We start from the raw sequence: 14,520 nt of genomic DNA on the forward strand, positions 1-14,520 counted from the left end.
TGGGAGGATGACAGCCGGGATGACCGCCAGGAAACCGGATGTGGCCGGGGTGAAGGCCATGCTCACCGGCGTCTTCGCCAAGGCGGCGGAGGCGAAGGGCAAGACCGTGCGCGCGGCCATGGCTGCACCGGCACCGAAAGCTGCGGCCGTACCGAGTCGTGACGCCGCCGTCCGCCTCAGCCTGGGGCCGCAGGCGGCGGAGGATGCGCCGGCGCGGCCGTCCGAACCGCCGGCCGACGGTCTGGCCGACCGGTTGGAACCGGCGATCCGGGCGCTGGCCCGCGACCTGGGCCGGCTGCTGGCCGCCTTCGGCATGGATGGCACCGATGGCGTGGAGACGGCGCTGCTCGCCCGGTTCGGCGACGCGGAGCGCCGGGCGGCACTCGCGGCGCTGGATGGACGGGCAGGCGAACTGCGCCCGCTGGCGGAGGCCAGCCGGCAGGATGTGGCGGTCGAGTTGAGCGGGATCGGCCTTGTCCTGGTCGATGGACGGGTGGATGTGAGGCTGGACGCCGCCGCGCTGATGCTGGCCCGCGTCCCGGCGGAAGACAAGGCGGAGGGGCTGGCGGGCGTGCTCGGCGTCCTTCGCTCCGCCATCCGGCCGGGCAAGGGGCTGACGGTTGCGACCGACCGGGTCGCCATCGACGATCTGGGCCGCGTCGTGGAGGTTTTGTCCCAAGCGATGATGAAGCCGCCGCAGGGGCTGGAAGGCACGCTGACCCTGTCGCCGCTGGGCGCGCCGGAGGAGGATGGCGGGGCGCTGGAGCTGTCCCTGTCGCTCTCCGGGCTGCTGGGAGAGGTGGCGACCGCAGCATCTGCCAAACCGATGCCGGCGAAGGAAAAGCCGGTCGGCGAGATCGAGGAGCGTGGGTTCGATGTCCGGATTTGAGGCGCGCCTTCCGGTCGCCGGCTTGTTGTGCGGGCTGCTGCTTGCGGGTGTTCCCCCGGCGCTGGCCGGTGCGCTTGAGCGGACCGAGCCCGGCCATCTGCCGCCGCCGCAGCCGGGCTCCGACCTGCCCATCGCGCCGCCCATCGTGCAGTTCCCGCTGCCGCCGCAATGGATGACGATCCGCTCCAAGGAGGATTGGCGCAAGGCCGGCAAGTTCGAGAAGGAGCTGAGCCGGGACTGCGCCGCCCTGCGCTTCACCGAGATCACGCCGCTACGCTTCCGCGCCTATTTCAATGGCGAGGTGCTGGGCGTCGCCTTCGGCCATGGGCTGAACCTGAACGATCCCGACCGGAAGGCCGACCGCAAGAAGATCTACCTGTTCCGCAACGGCGATTCGACCGCCTGCACCGTGCAGTCGATGGACAACAAGGACCCGCGCGTGAACCCCGCCGGCGATCGGGCCGGAACGCCGGCCGCCGGCGGGTTCCAGAAATATTAGGCGTCCTCACCCCGCATCGCGCCGCCGAACACCTCCGGCCACGCCGCGATCAGGGCGGAATCGACATCCTCCATCGTCACCAGCTGGCCCAGCGCGACGATGGAGGTGACGCCATGCTCGGCGATGCCGCAGGGGACGATGCCGCCGAAATGGGACAGGTCCGGCTCCACGTTCAGGGCGATGCCGTGGAAGCTGACCCAGCGGCGCACCCGCACGCCGATGGCGGCGATCTTGTCCTCCTGGCCCTTCAGCCCGCCATAGGGCTGCTTGTCGACCCAGATGCCGACGCGGCCCTCCCGCCGTTCGCCCTTGATGTTGAAGGAGGCGAGCGTGCGGATGATCCACTCCTCCAGGTCGCGGACGAAACCGCGGATGTCGGCGCCGCGCGCCTTCAGGTCCAGCATGACATAGGCCACGCGCTGTCCCGGCCCATGGTAGGTGTACTGGCCGCCGCGGCCGCTGCGGTAGACGGGGAAGCGGTCGGCCTCCAGCAGGTCCTCGTCCCGCGCGCTGGTGCCGGCGGTGTAGAGCGGCGGATGTTCGAGCAGCCAGACCATCTCCGGCGCGGTGCCGGCGCGGATCGCCTCGACGCGGGCCTCCATCTCGGCGATGGCGTCGGGGTAGGGCACCGGCTCGTCGGAGATGCGCCACTCCATCGGCTGCGGGGCGGTGGTTCCGGGCTGGGGGTGACTGGCGGTCAGGCTGGTCGGGGATGTCATTCGATGGGGTCTCTGACGGTGTCGGCTGCAGTGTCGGCGGAGCGGCCGGAGGGCCGTTCCGAATTTTTCTTCGCGAACGATGATTGTAGCGCTTGATCGACCGTCGGGAAGCTGATATCTACCCGCTCCACCCGATGAGGCGCGCAAGCGGACGTCGGGAACTACCAGCCTGATGCGGTCGTGGCGGAATTGGTAGACGCGCAGCGTTGAGGTCGCTGTGGGGCAACCCGTGGAAGTTCGAGTCTTCTCGACCGCACCACTCTCCCATGCAGATGGGACCATCCCGGGGATACGGGACTGACGAAAAGCCCGCAGGTCGCAAGACCGAGCGGGCTTTTTCGTGTTCCGGCCTCATGCCGCCGGCGTGCCGGGCGTCACCGGAACTCGATATAGCGGTCGAGCGTGGCCCGGCGCAGGGCGCGGACGATGTGGGGAGGGGCGCCGCTGGCGACGATGTGACCGCCGGCCTCGCGGCAGCGGTTCGCCAGGATGAACATCATGCCGATGGCTGCGGAGTCGATGAAGGTGACGAAGCGCAGGTCGATCGGCACCACCGGGTTGGCGGCAAAATCCCAATCGCGCAGCATGTCGTGGAAGCGGTTGCCGTCCTCGTAGGTACAGCGGCCCGACAGCAGAATGCCGTCGCGGTCGCCGACGGTGGTGAAGGCATACTCCATAAGCGCGTCCGGCCCCTCTCCCCGTGATGCGGCACTTGGTGATGGGAACACGAAGGGTTGCGGCGGTGCAAGGGGGCGCCAAGGGTATGGCGGGAAAAGCACCGGAAAGACCCATTCCATACCCGACCGGGCTGGACAAACGGGGACGGCGCCTCTATGTCGGGGGCGCCCCTGCCGGTGCCGATCCCGTCCTCTGCGCCGGGACCATGGTACCGCGCGGAGGCCTTCCACAACCCGCAAAGCCCGAACGCCGCCGGCCTGCCGTCCGAAGTCGCGGAGCCGCGTTGCCGTTGCCGTTGCCGTGCCGTCGGTCACCATGCCGGCATTCGGGCGTTGCCATCGTCGAAGGGAGGGTGCCGGCATGCACACCGATCCCCACACGCCGGACCTGCGGCCGGACAGCGCTGCCCATGCCCATGGACATCGTCCCATGGGCCATGAGGCGGAGGACGAACGCCCCTACGGCGTCGAGCCGGAGTTCGTGGAAGAGATCGTCGCCCTGCTGCGCGCCCGCGAACGCGATGCCGTTCTGGCGCGGCTGGAGGAGCTGCACGCCGCCGACATCGCCGACCTGATCGAACAGGCCGACCCGGCCGAGCGCGCCGACCTGATCGACCTGCTGCCGGCGGAGCTGGACGGCGAGGTGCTGTCCTACCTGAATCCGGACCTGCGCGAAGCGCTGATCGAACGGTTCGAGCCGCAGGAGCTGGCCGCCGCCGTCGCCGACCTCGACACCGACGATGCCGTCGAGCTGATCGAGGATCTGGACGCGGAGACGCGGGCGCAGATCCTGGCGAAGCTGCCCGACGCCGAACGCGCCCTGGTGCAGGAGAACCTGACCTACGACGAGGACAGTGCCGGCCGCATGATGCAGCGCGAGCTGGTCGCGGTGCCGGAATTCTGGACGGTGGGCAAGACCATCGACTTCGTGCGGGCGGCCACCGACACGCTGCCGGAGGATTTCTACGACATCTTCATCGTCGACCCGATGCACCGGGTGGTGGGCGCGGTGCCGCTGTCGCGCCTGCTGCGCCAGCGCCGGGCCGTGCGCATCGCCGATCTGGTCACCGGCGAGGTCGACGTCATCCCCGCCACCATGGAGCGGGCGGAGGTCGCCAACCTGTTCCGCCAATATGCCCTGGTCTCCGCCCCCGTGGTCGATCCCGCCGGCCGGCTGATCGGCGTCATCACCGTCGACGACGTCGTCCGCATCATCGACGAGGAGGCGGAGGACGACCTGCGCAAGCTGAGCGGGTCGGGCGACACCGGCGTGTTCAGCGGCATCGCCGACATCGCCCGCGGCCGGGTCGGCTGGCTGACCGTCAACCTCGCCACCGCCTTCCTGGCGTCGGGCGTCATCTCGCTGTTCGAGGCCACCATCGAGCAGATCGTGGCGCTGGCGGTGCTGATGCCCATCGTCGCCTCGATGGGCGGCAATGCCGGGACGCAGACGCTGACCGTCGTCGTCCGCGCGCTGGCGACGCACGAGCTGTCGTCGGCCAACGCCATGCGGGTGGTGGGCAAGGAACTGCTGGTCGGGCTGATCAACGGCGGCATCTTCGCCGTGATGGTCGGGGTGATCGCGCTGCTCTGGTACGGCCCGATGATCGGCATCGTCATCGCGCTCGCCATGATCATCAATCTGGTGGTGGCGGGGCTGAGCGGCGCGCTGATCCCGCTGGGGCTGGAGAAACTGGGCGTCGATCCCGCGGTGTCCAGTGCGGTGTTCCTGACGACCGTCACCGACGTGATCGGCTTCCTGGCTTTCCTGGGGCTGGCGTCGGCGTTCCTGCTGTAGGGCAGCCACAGGAAAAGCCAGGAAGCGGAGCGCCTTACAGGGTGGTGGCGCTGCAGTAGGCCCAATCCTCGCCCTGCAGCCCGAAGAAGGCGGCGACCGGCTTGGCGCCGGACCGGTCGACGACCACACGGAACCGGCTGCCGGTGCAGGCGCCCTGGGTCTGCTTGGCGAAGGGCAGCTTGACGTGCTTGGACTTCAGGCAGGCGTCCGACATCTTCGGCGGGGTGGCCGGGCCGTCCACCTTCTTGCCGTTCAGCACCATGTAATAGTTGGTGGCAAGACCGCCCTTGACGTCGGCCTTCACCTCGATCCTGCCGAAGCGCGACTTGTAGAGGCCGGTTTCCTGCTCGCCGTCCGGGGTGCCGCCCGGCAGCGGACGGAAGGAGATGGCGGCGCAGGAGGGCGGATCCTTTGCCTCCGCCGCGGTGGAGACCGCGGCGAAAGCGGCGAGGCCGCCGGCCAGCAGAAGGGCGGCCTTGAGGGCGGCCGTGCGTGCGGACGGCAGGCTTGCGGACAGCATGGGAAACCCCTTTCGTACCGGTTGGACCGTCATTTCGGCATCACGCAGAAGGTGGTCTGTTGCATCAGCGCGCAGTCCTTCTCCACCCCGCCGTCCAGCATCGACACCTCGACCTGGGTGATGACCAGGGTGCGGCCCGGCTTCACCACGCGGGCGCGGGCGATCATGACGTCGCCCTTGGCCGGCGACATCAGGTTGATCTTGAACTCCACCGCCAGCACCTCCGCCCCGGCGGGCATCAGGCTCAGCGCGGCATAGCCGCCGGCATTGTCGGCCAGCGTGCTGACCATGCCGGCATGGAAGAAGCCGTGCTGCTGCGTCAGGTCGGCGCGGAAGGGCAGCCGCATCTCGCAGAAGCCGGGCTCCATCGCCGCCATCTCGATGCCGAGCGTCCTGCAGATCGGCTGCTGTTCGAAGGAGGCGAGGCAGCGCGCCTTCCAGTCGGGGGTACGGGGTTCGAAGGTGGCGGGCACGGTCGGAGGTCTCCGGCTTGAGGGGCGCTCTCGCGACAGCCTGCGTCAGCCGCCGCGCCGGATCAAGCGGCCGATTGGACAACCGCAAGAGGCACCCCCTTCGCCGTCAGCTGCCGATCAGCCCCATCTGCGGGCTGGAGGGTTCGGCGTAGGCGCGCATCGGCATGCGGCCGGCCAGATGGGCGCCGCGCCCGGCGCGGACCGCGTCGCGCATCGCCGCCGCCATCCGCACCGGATCGCGCGCCTTCGACACCGCGGTGTTCAGCAGAACCGCGGCACAGCCCAGCTCCATCGCCAGCGCCGCGTCCGACGCGGTGCCGATGCCGGCGTCCAGCACCACCGGCACCGGGCTGCGGGCGCAGATCGTCTCGATGGCGTGCGGGTTGCGGATGCCCAGGCCCGACCCGATGAAGGCGCCCAGAGGCATCACCGCCGCCGCACCCAGGTCGGCCAGCTTGCGGCAGGTGACGGGATCGTCGTTGCAATAGGGCAGCACGACGAAGCCGTCGTTCACCAGCTCCTCCGTCGCGCGCAGCAGCTCCTCCACATCGGGATAGAGCAGCTCGCGGTCGCCGATGACCTCCAGCTTGATCCAGGGGGTGTCCAGCGCCTCGCGCGACAGCTGGGCGGTCAGCACCGCTTCCTTGGCGGTCATGCAGCCGGCGGTGTTGGGCAGCAGCCCGACCGGGCCGGTGGGGCGGTTGGCGGTGGCGCGGGCCAGCACGTCGACGAGGCTTTCGGAATAGCCGTCCAGGCTGATGCGCCGGATCGCCAGCGTGACCAGCTCGCTGCCGCTCGCCTCCAGCGCGTCGAGCATCACCTGCTGGTTCGGATAGCCGGCGGTGCCGAGGAACAGCCGCGAGCCGAAGCCGCGTCCGGCGATGGTGAGGGTGTCGGAGGTGGTTTGGGACATGGGGGAGCCTTTCTTGAAGGCCCTCTCCCGTCCCGGGAGAGGGAGGGGACCCGCGCCGAAGGCGTGGGGAGGGTGAGGGGTGAGGCAAGAATCCCGAACCGCATGGCTCCTTGGATCCCCCCTCACCCTTCCCATGGCGATGCCATGGGCCCCTTCCCTCTCCCGGGGCGGGAGAGGGAGGATCAGAGGGTCAGCCGCCCTGGATGGGGCGGACGATTTCCAGGCTGTCGCCGGGCTGGAGCGGGGTCTCATGCCAGCGGCGGCGGGGAACCACGGCACCGTTCAGGGCGACGGCGACGCCGGGCGTGCCTTCGGCGATGCCGCGCGCGGCCAGGAGTTCGGCGACCGATGCGGCGGACAGCGGTTCTTCGCGGCCGTTGATGTGCAGGACGGCGCTCATGCGGCGGCTCCCTTGGCAAGGAAACGGTCGGCGGCGAAGGGGCGCAGCAGCGGGTCGGTCCCGCCGGTCAGGACCAGACGGGCGATGCCGTCGGCGGTGACCGGGGTCAGCAGGATGCCGTTGCGGTGGTGGCCGGTGGCATGGATCAGGCCGGGAATGCCGCTCTCGCCCAGGATCGGCGCGTCGTCGCGGCTGCCGGGGCGGAAGCCGGCCCAGGCCTCCTCGATCGGCAGTTCGGCGATGCCGGGCAGGGCGCGCCATGCGCCTTCCAGCAGGGCGAACTGGCCGCCGGCGGTCAGCCGGTCGTCGAAGCCGCGCTCCTCCGTCGTGGCGCCGATCAGCAGCCGGCCGTCCAGCCGCGGAATCAGGTAGGTGCCGGGCGTCCACACCACATGGCGCAGCAGCGGCAGCCGGGCGTCCATGCGCAGGCAGACCATCTGCCCCTTGACCGGCCGCACCGGCGGCTTCGCGGCGGGCGGCAGCCCCGGCACGCCGGCCGACCACGCCCCGGCGGCCAGAACCACCCGGTCGGCCCGGTGCAGAGTTGCAGCAACCCGCACCCCGACGGCGCGACCGCCCTCCACCGCCAGAGCCACCTCGCCGCACTGCTCGTGCAGGCGGGCGCCGGCGGCCAGGGCGGCGCGCTGCAGGGCGGCTGCCACCTTGCGGTTGTCGACCTGATGGTCGCCGGCACAGAACAGCGCACCGGCCACGCCCGGCTGCAGGAAGGGCTCGCGCCGCCGCACCTCGGCCCCGCTCAGCCACTCCACCGGCAGGCCGAGGTCGCGCTGGAAGCCGTGCAGGAAGCGAACCTTGGCGGCATCGTCGGCGTTGAGCGCGATGACCATGGTGCCTTCGGTGCGCAGGTCCACCGCCATGCCGCTCGCCGCCTCCAGGTCGCGGGCGAAGTCGGGCCACAGCGCCTGCGAGGCGCGGGTCAGCGGCAGCAGCCCGTCCTCCCCCGGTTCGGTTTCGACGCAGGCGGCCAGCATGCCGCCGGCCGCATGGGTGGCGCCTCGGCCCGCCTGCCCCCGTTCGAACAGATCGACGCGGCAGCCGGCCGATGCCAGCCTCCAGGCGATGGCAAGGCCGATGCAGCCGGCACCGATGACGGCGACGGAGGGACGGATCCCGGATGCGGGAATCGAAAATGGATGCGGATCTGGCGCATGGATCATGCGGCGGCTCCCTTCGCTGGAATTACCCAGACAGGTTCGATGGGTGTGTTCTCAGCCGCGCGACCACCGCACGGCACCCCAGGCCTATGACTTGCCTTATGCCAATGTTTCGCTGGCCCTACAAGCGGAATCGGCGCCCACCCCATAAGGTTGTGCGACCAGATGCCACGGCCCGATAGGGAGTCTCCCGTATGAGGCCGGTGACCGATCCGAAGCTAAGCTATCCGAAAAATGTCCGGTGGCCGGGCTTCGACGAAACGATCGACGTGGCCGGCATGCGGAAACAAACAACAAGACCGCCGAGGAATTGCCCATCATGCTGTCCTTCTTCCGCTCCGAATCCGCGCCTTCCGTTCCCGCTACGCTCACAAGCGCCGCTCCGCCCGCCGGCGCAACCGTCGCGGCGGCGGAGGGGCCGGCGGAGGCGCCGATCCGCAGCCTGTGCCTGCCTGCCGGACGGATCGATGCCGCGGCGCTGGATGGGCTGGGCTTCGCCGCCGGAGCGCCGGCGCTGGTGGTCGGCTTCGTCTCGCCGCATGTCGATTTCGCCGCCACCGCCCGCGCGCTGCGCTCCGCCCTGCCGGCGGCGACGCAGCTGGTGCTGGTCTCCACCGCGGGCGAATTGTGCGCGGCGGACGGACAGCCGCTCTACCGCAAGGCCGGCGACCGTTGGGACAGCGTGGTCCTGCAATCCTTCAGCCCGCGCCTGTTCGCCGGGGTCAGCATCCACACCGTCCCCCTCCATTGCGAGGATCTGCGCGGCGGCCGGCCGACCCGTGACGTCCCTGCACGGGTGGAGGCGATCCGCGGCGAGCTTGACCGCATCCGCGTTCCCTTCGCCGTGGACAGCCACGACACGGTGGCGCTGACCTTCATCGACGGGCTGTCGGCCAGCGAAAGCTGGTTCATGGAGGCGGTCTACCGTTCCGGCCATTTCCCCTGCCTGTTCATCGGCGGCTCGGCCGGCGGCACGCTCGACTTCCGCAACACCCGCCTGTTCGACGGCCAGCGCGTGCTGGAGAATTCCGCCCTGACCATCTTCCTGAAGATGGCGCCCGGCATCCGGTACGGCATCTTCAAATCGCAGAATTTCCGCCCGACCCAGACCCGCTTCGCCGTGGTGGACGCCGACCCGATGCGCCGCATCGTGCGCAGCGTGATCGACCGCGACAGCTTCGAGGTGGTGAGCTTCATCGACGCGCTGGCCAAGGCGCTGCGCTGCAAGCCGCAGGAGCTTCCGGCCAAGCTCGCCAGGAACACCTTCGCCATCGAGATGGAGGGCGAGCTGTTCGTCCGCTCCATCTCCGGCTTCGATTTCGAGAAGGGGGAGGTCGCCTTCTATTGCGACGTCAATCCCGGCGATTCGCTGTGCCTGGTGGAGGCCACCGACTTCGTCCGCCAGACGGAGGACGACCTGACGGCCTATCTGCGCGGAAAGCCGCGGCCGGTGGGCGCCATCCTGAACGACTGCATCCTGCGGCGACTGAACAACTCCGACCAGCTGTCTCGGGTCCATGCCTTCGACGGGCTGGCCGCCGCCGGTTTCTCCACCTTCGGCGAGTTGCTGGGCATCAACATCAACCAGACCCTGTCGGCCCTGATGTTCTTCGAGGTTCCGCCCGGCACCGCCTTTTCCGACGACATGGTCGACCGCTTCCCGGTTCATTACGCCCGGTTCCAGAGCTATTTCATCGCCACCCGCTACAACCGGCTGGAACTGCTCAGCCGCATCCGCAACAGCGTGATCGAGCGGATGCACAGCTATCTCGACGCCCTGGTCACTCTGAACAGCGGCGTCCAGGAAACCGCCAGCTACGCCGCGCGCATCGGCGGCTCCATGTCCGCCATCGAGGCGACGCTGACCCGCCATGCCGGACTGTTCGACGGCCATGCCGAACGGAAGGAGGAGCTGGTCCGCGAGTTCAGCCAGCTGTCCACCGTGGTGAAGAGCATCGAGAAGGTCCTGTCGGTGATCGACGGCATCGCCAGCCAGACCAACCTGCTGGCGTTGAACGCCACCATCGAGGCGGCGCGGGCAGGGGACGCCGGTCGCGGCTTCGCGGTGGTCGCGTCGGAGGTGCGCAAGCTCGCCAACGACACAAAGCAGACGCTGGGCGACACCCGCCGCGCCATCGATCAGGTGGTGACCTCCGTCCGCTCGGTCGGCAGCCAGCTGGACGACACCAGCGTCCGCATGGACGAGGCCGCCACCGCCGCGCAGGAACTCCAGACCGACATCCACACCGTCATCGACGAGGTGGAGGGGGCGCAAAGGGCCATCGAAGGCCGCCTGTCCGATCTGAACGACCATGCCCGGCGGATGGAGGACATCAACCGCTACATCGGCTTCCTCAAGCAGCTCGACCGCGCCGGGTGAGGGAGGCGCGCCCTCAGATCGCCAACGCCTTCACCCGCTCGCGCAGGGTCTGGCGGGCGGCCTCCGCTTCGCCGCGGGCAGTCGTCAGCTCGCGGGCCAGGGCGTCGAGGCGGTTTTCGGCCTCCGCCATCTTCGCCAGCGTGCGCTTGTGCAGGTCGCTGCCGGCGGGCAGGGCCTTCAGGTTCTCGCGCAGGCGGTCCTGGTCGGCGATGCGCTCGGCCCGGTCGCTCTCCAGCGCGGCGATGCGGCGCTCCTTCTCGGCGACGGCGGCGCGCAGGCCGGCCAGAGCGGTCAGCGCCTGACGCACCTCCGGCGGCAGTTCGGCCGCGTCGGCGCGGGCGGCGATCTGGTCGGCGGTCAGGTCGGTCAGCACGATCCGCTCCTGCCGCGGCCGTTCCAGCGTGGCGGTCAGCGTCACCGTCTTGCCGGCCGGCACCGCCAGCGGCAGGCGATAGGCGGCGGCGGTCGCGTCGGGCTTGCCGCCTGCCGGTTCGGCAAGCTCCCAGCCGGGGCCGCGCGGGTGCTCGATGATCAGGCTGCGGTCGGCGTCGGGAGCGCCTGCGACGGTGTAGGTTGTGCTCTGCCGGTCGGTCACCGACAGGGTCAGCACGCCGTCGGCGATGGTCGCGCGGGACAGACGGCGGCCCGGCTTCTCCTCGCGGTCGACGGTCACCGCCTGATCGACGGCGAAGGACAGCAGCCGGCTGTCGCCCGCCGGCAGCGTCGCCATGCGGGCGTCCCCGACATAGGCGCTGGCCGCGGCGCCGCTTCCATCCGATTTCGAACTGCGGTCGTAGAAGGTCAGCAGCCCCGGCGGCAGCGCGGTGTCGCCGTCGTTGCGCAGCCGCAGCGAAGCCAGCGGGTGGCGGCCGTCGCTGGCGGGCTGGTAGAGCGCCACCCGTTCCACCGGCAGGGCGCGCGCGGCAATCGGCATCATCAGGGTCCCGCCGTTCGGCACGGTGACCGGCTGCGGATAGCGGAACAGCACCTGGGCGCCCTCGGCGGCGCCGGCCTCGGCACTGCGCACGGCGGCGACAGCCGGCGTCCCGGCGGCCGAACCATAGGGCGCGGTCTTGGCCAGCGATTGGCCCGGCGGCCCGGCCATCGGAGCCGGAGCGGCCGCCATCGGCGGGGGAGGGGCGGCCATGGTGGCGGCCCGCGACGATTCCGCCTGCGGGCGCATCGCCGCGCGGGCCTCGTCAAGGGGCACCGTGCCCTCGTCGGCGCTGGGCAGCACCCGGCCGAGAACTTCCACCGGCACTTCCGGCCGCTCGACGAAATAAGGCGTGTAGAGCGCCTGGCGCAGGGTGACCGGGTTGCCCGACACCACCGTCAGGTCGACGCCACGCCAATCCTCGCCGCTGAGATTCTCCAGCACCGCCCAGCCCTGCAGCGCGCCTTTCCCGTCCTGTGCGGCAGCGCCGTCCGCGCCCAGGCTGAGCCGGTAGGTCGCCTTCCACAGCGGGGTCGCCGCAACATAGCCGACGCGGACGCGGCGCTCGCTGGCCGCCTGGGGATCGCGGGGCGCGTTGCTGTGCACGGTCAGCCGCCGCCGCTCGCGCCGGGCATTGTCCGCCACCGCCGACAGCGCCTTGTCGATCTGGGCCTGCACCGCCGGATCGGTGAAGCGCAGCGTGTCGGCTTCCTCCAGCACCAGCTGGCGCAGGCCCTCGGCGGTCATCAGCGTTACCCGGTGCCGCGTGGCGGTGGCGCCGTCGTTGCCGGGCAGCCGAACCGTCTCCTCGGTCACCGACATCAGCCGGCCGGTCAGCTGGCGCGATCCGCCGGCCGTGACCTCCGCCCCCTGCATGGCGCTCAGCAGCGCCGCGGGGGAGGTCAGGTCGCCGGGCGAGAAGGGCAGTTCGCGGAAGGCGGTGTCCAGCGGCTCGGCCCCGGGCAGGCCGATGGTGCCGACGCCGCCCTTGTCATCATAGACCACGATGCTTTTCAGCACGTCGTCGACCTGATCGCGCCGCACCTCCAGCGACAGGTCGGCATCGCCGGTCACCGTCGCCTCATATTCGAAGTAACCGACGCCGCCGGTGGACAGCAGGACCCGCGTCAGCGCCAGCTGCCCGCCTCCCGGTCCGTTGCCCCCCGATCCATTGGCCGTTCCGGTCGCCGCCAGGGCGCCCGGTGCCGCCATCAGCAGGGCGGTGGAGGCGAGAAGGATGGCGCGGGTCATGATGGGTCTCTCCGTTTCTGTGGCTCCCGATCACCGGCATAGGCGCGAAATCGGGCGGGAATAGGGAGAGCGTGGCAGTCGGGCGACCGGGGGCCGGGCGCTGGGGTCCGTCAGGGCGTGGCCGCCAGCCAGCGTTCCATCATCGTTGTCCAAAGCGGCGCGGGAGCCGCGGCGGCCGGACGGGGCAGGGCGGCCGGCGCGCAGGGGGTATGATGGGCCGCATGATGCGCGGAATGGTGGGCGCAACGCTCCTGCGCCGGACGGCGGTTGCCGTCGGCGGGCAGGCGCCGGGCCGTCCTGGCGGTCGGGGACGGGGCGCGCTGGGACGGCGCCAGCGGCGCCGGGGCGTTGCGGCCGGGCATGGTCTCTCGCAGTCCGTCAGCCGAACCGGCCAACCGAGCGCGCCGAATCGAGATGGCGCTTCGCCTCGCCCAGCAGCAGCCGGTGCTGCGCCAGCGTTTCGCGGATCGTTCCGTGCTGACCATAGACCCGCACCTCGTTCAGCAGACGATCGGCGCGGTCGAGCAGGGCCAGACGCTCCAGGCAATGATCGATGTTCGACATGGCTGTGCTCCCCATCGCGGCATCGGTCCGGCACCCTGTGGCGGGCCGCCGTCCCTTGTCGATGGTCGGCATTTAAACCGCAGCGTGTTTCTGGTTAATGTCCGTGAAGGGGTGATTTTGTGTCGGCGGTGCAGATCGGGATTTCAGCCAACTCACGTGGAGGGGCAGGAGGCCGCACCGGTTACGGGGTTGTAACGCATTGCGTGGCGCTCGCGCGTGAGATAAGAAGGTTTGGGGAGGTAACAGGCATGCACATTCTCGCGGTCGACGACGATGAGCCGATTCGGGAGCTTTTGGCCTCATATCTGGCGGGGAAGGCTACCGGGTCACCACGGCGCACGACACCGCTTCGGCCAAGCAGGCGCTGGACGGCGATCCTGTCGACCTCGTGGTCTGCGACCTGCGCCTGCCCGATGGCGACGGACTGGGCCTCGTCCGCCAGATCCGTACCGAATCTCAGATCCCCGTCATCATCCTGTCCTCCAAGGATCAGGACGTCGACCGCATCGTCGGGCTGGAACTGGGCGCCGACGACTACCTGACCAAGCCTTTCAACCCGCGCGAACTGCTGGCCCGCATCAAGGCGGTGCTGCGCCGCGTCTCCAACGACGCGCGCCCGCCGCGCAACCCGGACGAACTGCGCGCCGTCGTGCAGTTCGCCAATTGGGAACTCGACCTCACCGCCCAGCGCCTGCGCGGGCAGGAGGGGCGCGAGGTGGAGCTGACCAAGGCGGAGTTCGGCCTGCTCGCCGCCTTCGTGAAGCGGCCGCAACGGGTGCTGACCCGCGACCAGCTGCTCGACCTCACCCGCGTCGACGGGGCGGAGGTGTTCGACCGCTCCATCGACGTGCTGATCCTGCGCCTGCGCCGCAAGATCGAGGCGAACCCGAAGGAACCCCGCATCATCAAGACCGAACGCGGCGCCGGCTACGTCTTCGACGCCAAGGTGCGCACGGTCTGACCGGGCCTGCCCCGGGGCGCATATCCGGACGACCCCCGGACGCACCGCTGGACGCTGTTCCCTCCCGGCGTTAGCCTTTCCAAAACGCTCAGCGGAGAGGAAACGCGCGTGCCGGATCCCATCGATTTCTATTTCGACTTCGCCTCGCCCTACGGCTATTTCGCCAGCCTGCGCATCGACGAGCTGGCGGCGAAACACGGTCGCACCGTCACCTGGCGCCCGGTCCTGCTCGGCGCCATCTTCAAGGTGACGGGCATGAAGCCGAACCTGCAGCAGCCGTTGCGCGGCGAGTATCTGACCCATGACGTCGGCCGCATCGCCCGGCTGACCGGGGCGCCCTTCACCTTCCCCGACTCGGCCCCGGTCA

16 protein-coding genes, 1 tRNA gene and 1 riboswitch (1 of these 18 cut by a window edge) are annotated in these 14,520 nt (G+C 70.1%); of the genes, 7 read left to right on the forward strand and 10 right to left on the reverse strand.

What is annotated here, in order from left to right; all coding sequences use genetic code 11:
- Nucleotides 1-19: 19 nt before the first annotated feature.
- A complete protein-coding gene (locus AZOLI_RS01300) occupies nucleotides 20-889 on the forward strand; it encodes a hypothetical protein (protein ID WP_014246775.1) in 870 nt (289 codons plus the stop codon).
- Nucleotides 876-1,388 carry a hypothetical protein gene (locus AZOLI_RS01305; RefSeq protein WP_014246776.1) on the forward strand — a complete coding sequence of 171 codons (513 nt, stop codon included), beginning with the start codon at nucleotides 876-878 and terminating at the stop codon, nucleotides 1,386-1,388. Before AZOLI_RS01300 ends, AZOLI_RS01305 begins: the two co-directional genes overlap by 14 nt.
- Here AZOLI_RS01305 and lipB read toward each other — a convergent pair.
- Nucleotides 1,385-2,044: a lipoyl(octanoyl) transferase LipB gene (gene lipB, locus AZOLI_RS01310; RefSeq protein WP_197541529.1), complete on the reverse strand. Its 660-nt coding sequence runs from the start codon at nucleotides 2,042-2,044 to the stop codon at nucleotides 1,385-1,387. The two genes, AZOLI_RS01305 and lipB, sit on opposite strands and share 4 nt — an antisense overlap.
- Nucleotides 2,045-2,281: 237 nt before the next feature.
- Between lipB and AZOLI_RS01315 the strand changes: the two genes are divergently transcribed.
- Nucleotides 2,282-2,366, forward strand: a tRNA-Leu gene (locus AZOLI_RS01315).
- A 115-nt stretch (nucleotides 2,367-2,481) separates the two neighbouring features.
- Here the strand turns inward: AZOLI_RS01315 and AZOLI_RS01320 are convergent.
- Nucleotides 2,482-2,784, reverse strand: coding sequence for an STAS domain-containing protein (locus AZOLI_RS01320; protein ID WP_014246778.1), 303 nt, complete (start codon nucleotides 2,782-2,784; stop codon nucleotides 2,482-2,484).
- Nucleotides 2,785-3,145: 361 nt separating this feature from the next.
- On the opposite strand from AZOLI_RS01320, the gene mgtE reads away from it, so the two are divergent.
- Nucleotides 3,146-4,582, forward strand: coding sequence for a magnesium transporter (mgtE, locus tag AZOLI_RS01325; protein WP_014246779.1), 1,437 nt, complete (start codon nucleotides 3,146-3,148; stop codon nucleotides 4,580-4,582).
- 34 nt (nucleotides 4,583-4,616) lie between these two features.
- Here the strand turns inward: mgtE and AZOLI_RS01330 are convergent, their stop codons facing one another.
- The 5 genes from AZOLI_RS01330 to thiO all read right to left on the reverse strand — a co-directional run bounded on the left by AZOLI_RS01330 (nucleotide 4,617) and on the right by thiO (nucleotide 8,066).
- Entirely contained in the window at nucleotides 4,617-5,102 is a 486-nt protein-coding gene (locus AZOLI_RS01330; RefSeq protein ID WP_014246780.1) for a hypothetical protein, read from the reverse strand.
- 29 nt (nucleotides 5,103-5,131) lie between these two features.
- Nucleotides 5,132-5,575 (reverse strand): PaaI family thioesterase, encoded by a 444-nt coding sequence (locus AZOLI_RS01335; RefSeq protein ID WP_014246781.1) that lies wholly within the window; start codon nucleotides 5,573-5,575, stop codon nucleotides 5,132-5,134.
- Nucleotides 5,576-5,681: 106 nt separating this feature from the next.
- The gene (locus AZOLI_RS01340) at nucleotides 5,682-6,488 is read right to left on the reverse strand and encodes a thiazole synthase (RefSeq protein ID WP_014246782.1); all 807 of its coding nucleotides are present in this window, start codon (nucleotides 6,486-6,488) and stop codon (nucleotides 5,682-5,684) included.
- Nucleotides 6,489-6,678: 190 nt separating this feature from the next.
- Nucleotides 6,679-6,888, reverse strand: a complete 210-nt coding sequence (gene thiS, locus AZOLI_RS01345) for a sulfur carrier protein ThiS (RefSeq protein WP_014246783.1) — start codon at nucleotides 6,886-6,888, stop codon at nucleotides 6,679-6,681.
- Nucleotides 6,885-8,066, reverse strand: a complete 1,182-nt coding sequence (thiO, locus tag AZOLI_RS01350) for a glycine oxidase ThiO (protein WP_014246784.1) — start codon at nucleotides 8,064-8,066, stop codon at nucleotides 6,885-6,887. The genes thiS and thiO overlap by 4 nt, the downstream gene beginning before the upstream one ends.
- Nucleotides 8,058-8,157, reverse strand: a riboswitch (TPP riboswitch). Its footprint overlaps the gene before it by 9 nt.
- A 225-nt stretch (nucleotides 8,158-8,382) precedes the next feature.
- On the opposite strand from thiO, the gene AZOLI_RS01355 reads away from it, so the two are divergent.
- Entirely contained in the window at nucleotides 8,383-10,443 is a 2,061-nt protein-coding gene (locus tag AZOLI_RS01355; RefSeq protein ID WP_014246785.1) for a methyl-accepting chemotaxis protein, read from the forward strand.
- A 13-nt stretch (nucleotides 10,444-10,456) separates the two neighbouring features.
- Here AZOLI_RS01355 and AZOLI_RS01360 read toward each other — a convergent pair whose 3' ends face one another.
- From AZOLI_RS01360 to AZOLI_RS01370, 3 genes are all read right to left on the reverse strand, one after another.
- Nucleotides 10,457-12,628 (reverse strand): DUF4139 domain-containing protein, encoded by a 2,172-nt coding sequence (locus AZOLI_RS01360; protein ID WP_014246786.1) that lies wholly within the window; start codon nucleotides 12,626-12,628, stop codon nucleotides 10,457-10,459.
- Between the two features lie 110 nt (nucleotides 12,629-12,738).
- Nucleotides 12,739-12,990, reverse strand: a complete 252-nt coding sequence (locus AZOLI_RS01365; protein ID WP_014246787.1) for a hypothetical protein — start codon at nucleotides 12,988-12,990, stop codon at nucleotides 12,739-12,741.
- Between the two features lie 16 nt (nucleotides 12,991-13,006).
- Entirely contained in the window at nucleotides 13,007-13,192 is a 186-nt protein-coding gene (locus tag AZOLI_RS01370) for a hypothetical protein (protein WP_014246788.1), read from the reverse strand.
- A gap of 364 nt (nucleotides 13,193-13,556) precedes the next feature.
- Between AZOLI_RS01370 and AZOLI_RS01375 the strand changes: the two genes are divergently transcribed.
- Nucleotides 13,557-14,153 (forward strand): response regulator transcription factor, encoded by a 597-nt coding sequence (locus AZOLI_RS01375; protein WP_343206308.1) that lies wholly within the window; start codon nucleotides 13,557-13,559, stop codon nucleotides 14,151-14,153.
- Nucleotides 14,154-14,261: 108 nt separating this feature from the next.
- Nucleotides 14,262-14,520, forward strand: the start of a protein-coding gene (locus AZOLI_RS01380; protein ID WP_014246791.1) for a 2-hydroxychromene-2-carboxylate isomerase. Its footprint extends 356 nt past the window's final position; 259 of the gene's 615 nt are visible here — the first part of the coding sequence; it begins with the start codon at nucleotides 14,262-14,264; its stop codon lies beyond the right edge, outside the window.

The organism is Azospirillum lipoferum 4B, assembly GCF_000283655.1.
Taxonomy (GTDB): domain Bacteria; phylum Pseudomonadota; class Alphaproteobacteria; order Azospirillales; family Azospirillaceae; genus Azospirillum; species Azospirillum lipoferum_C.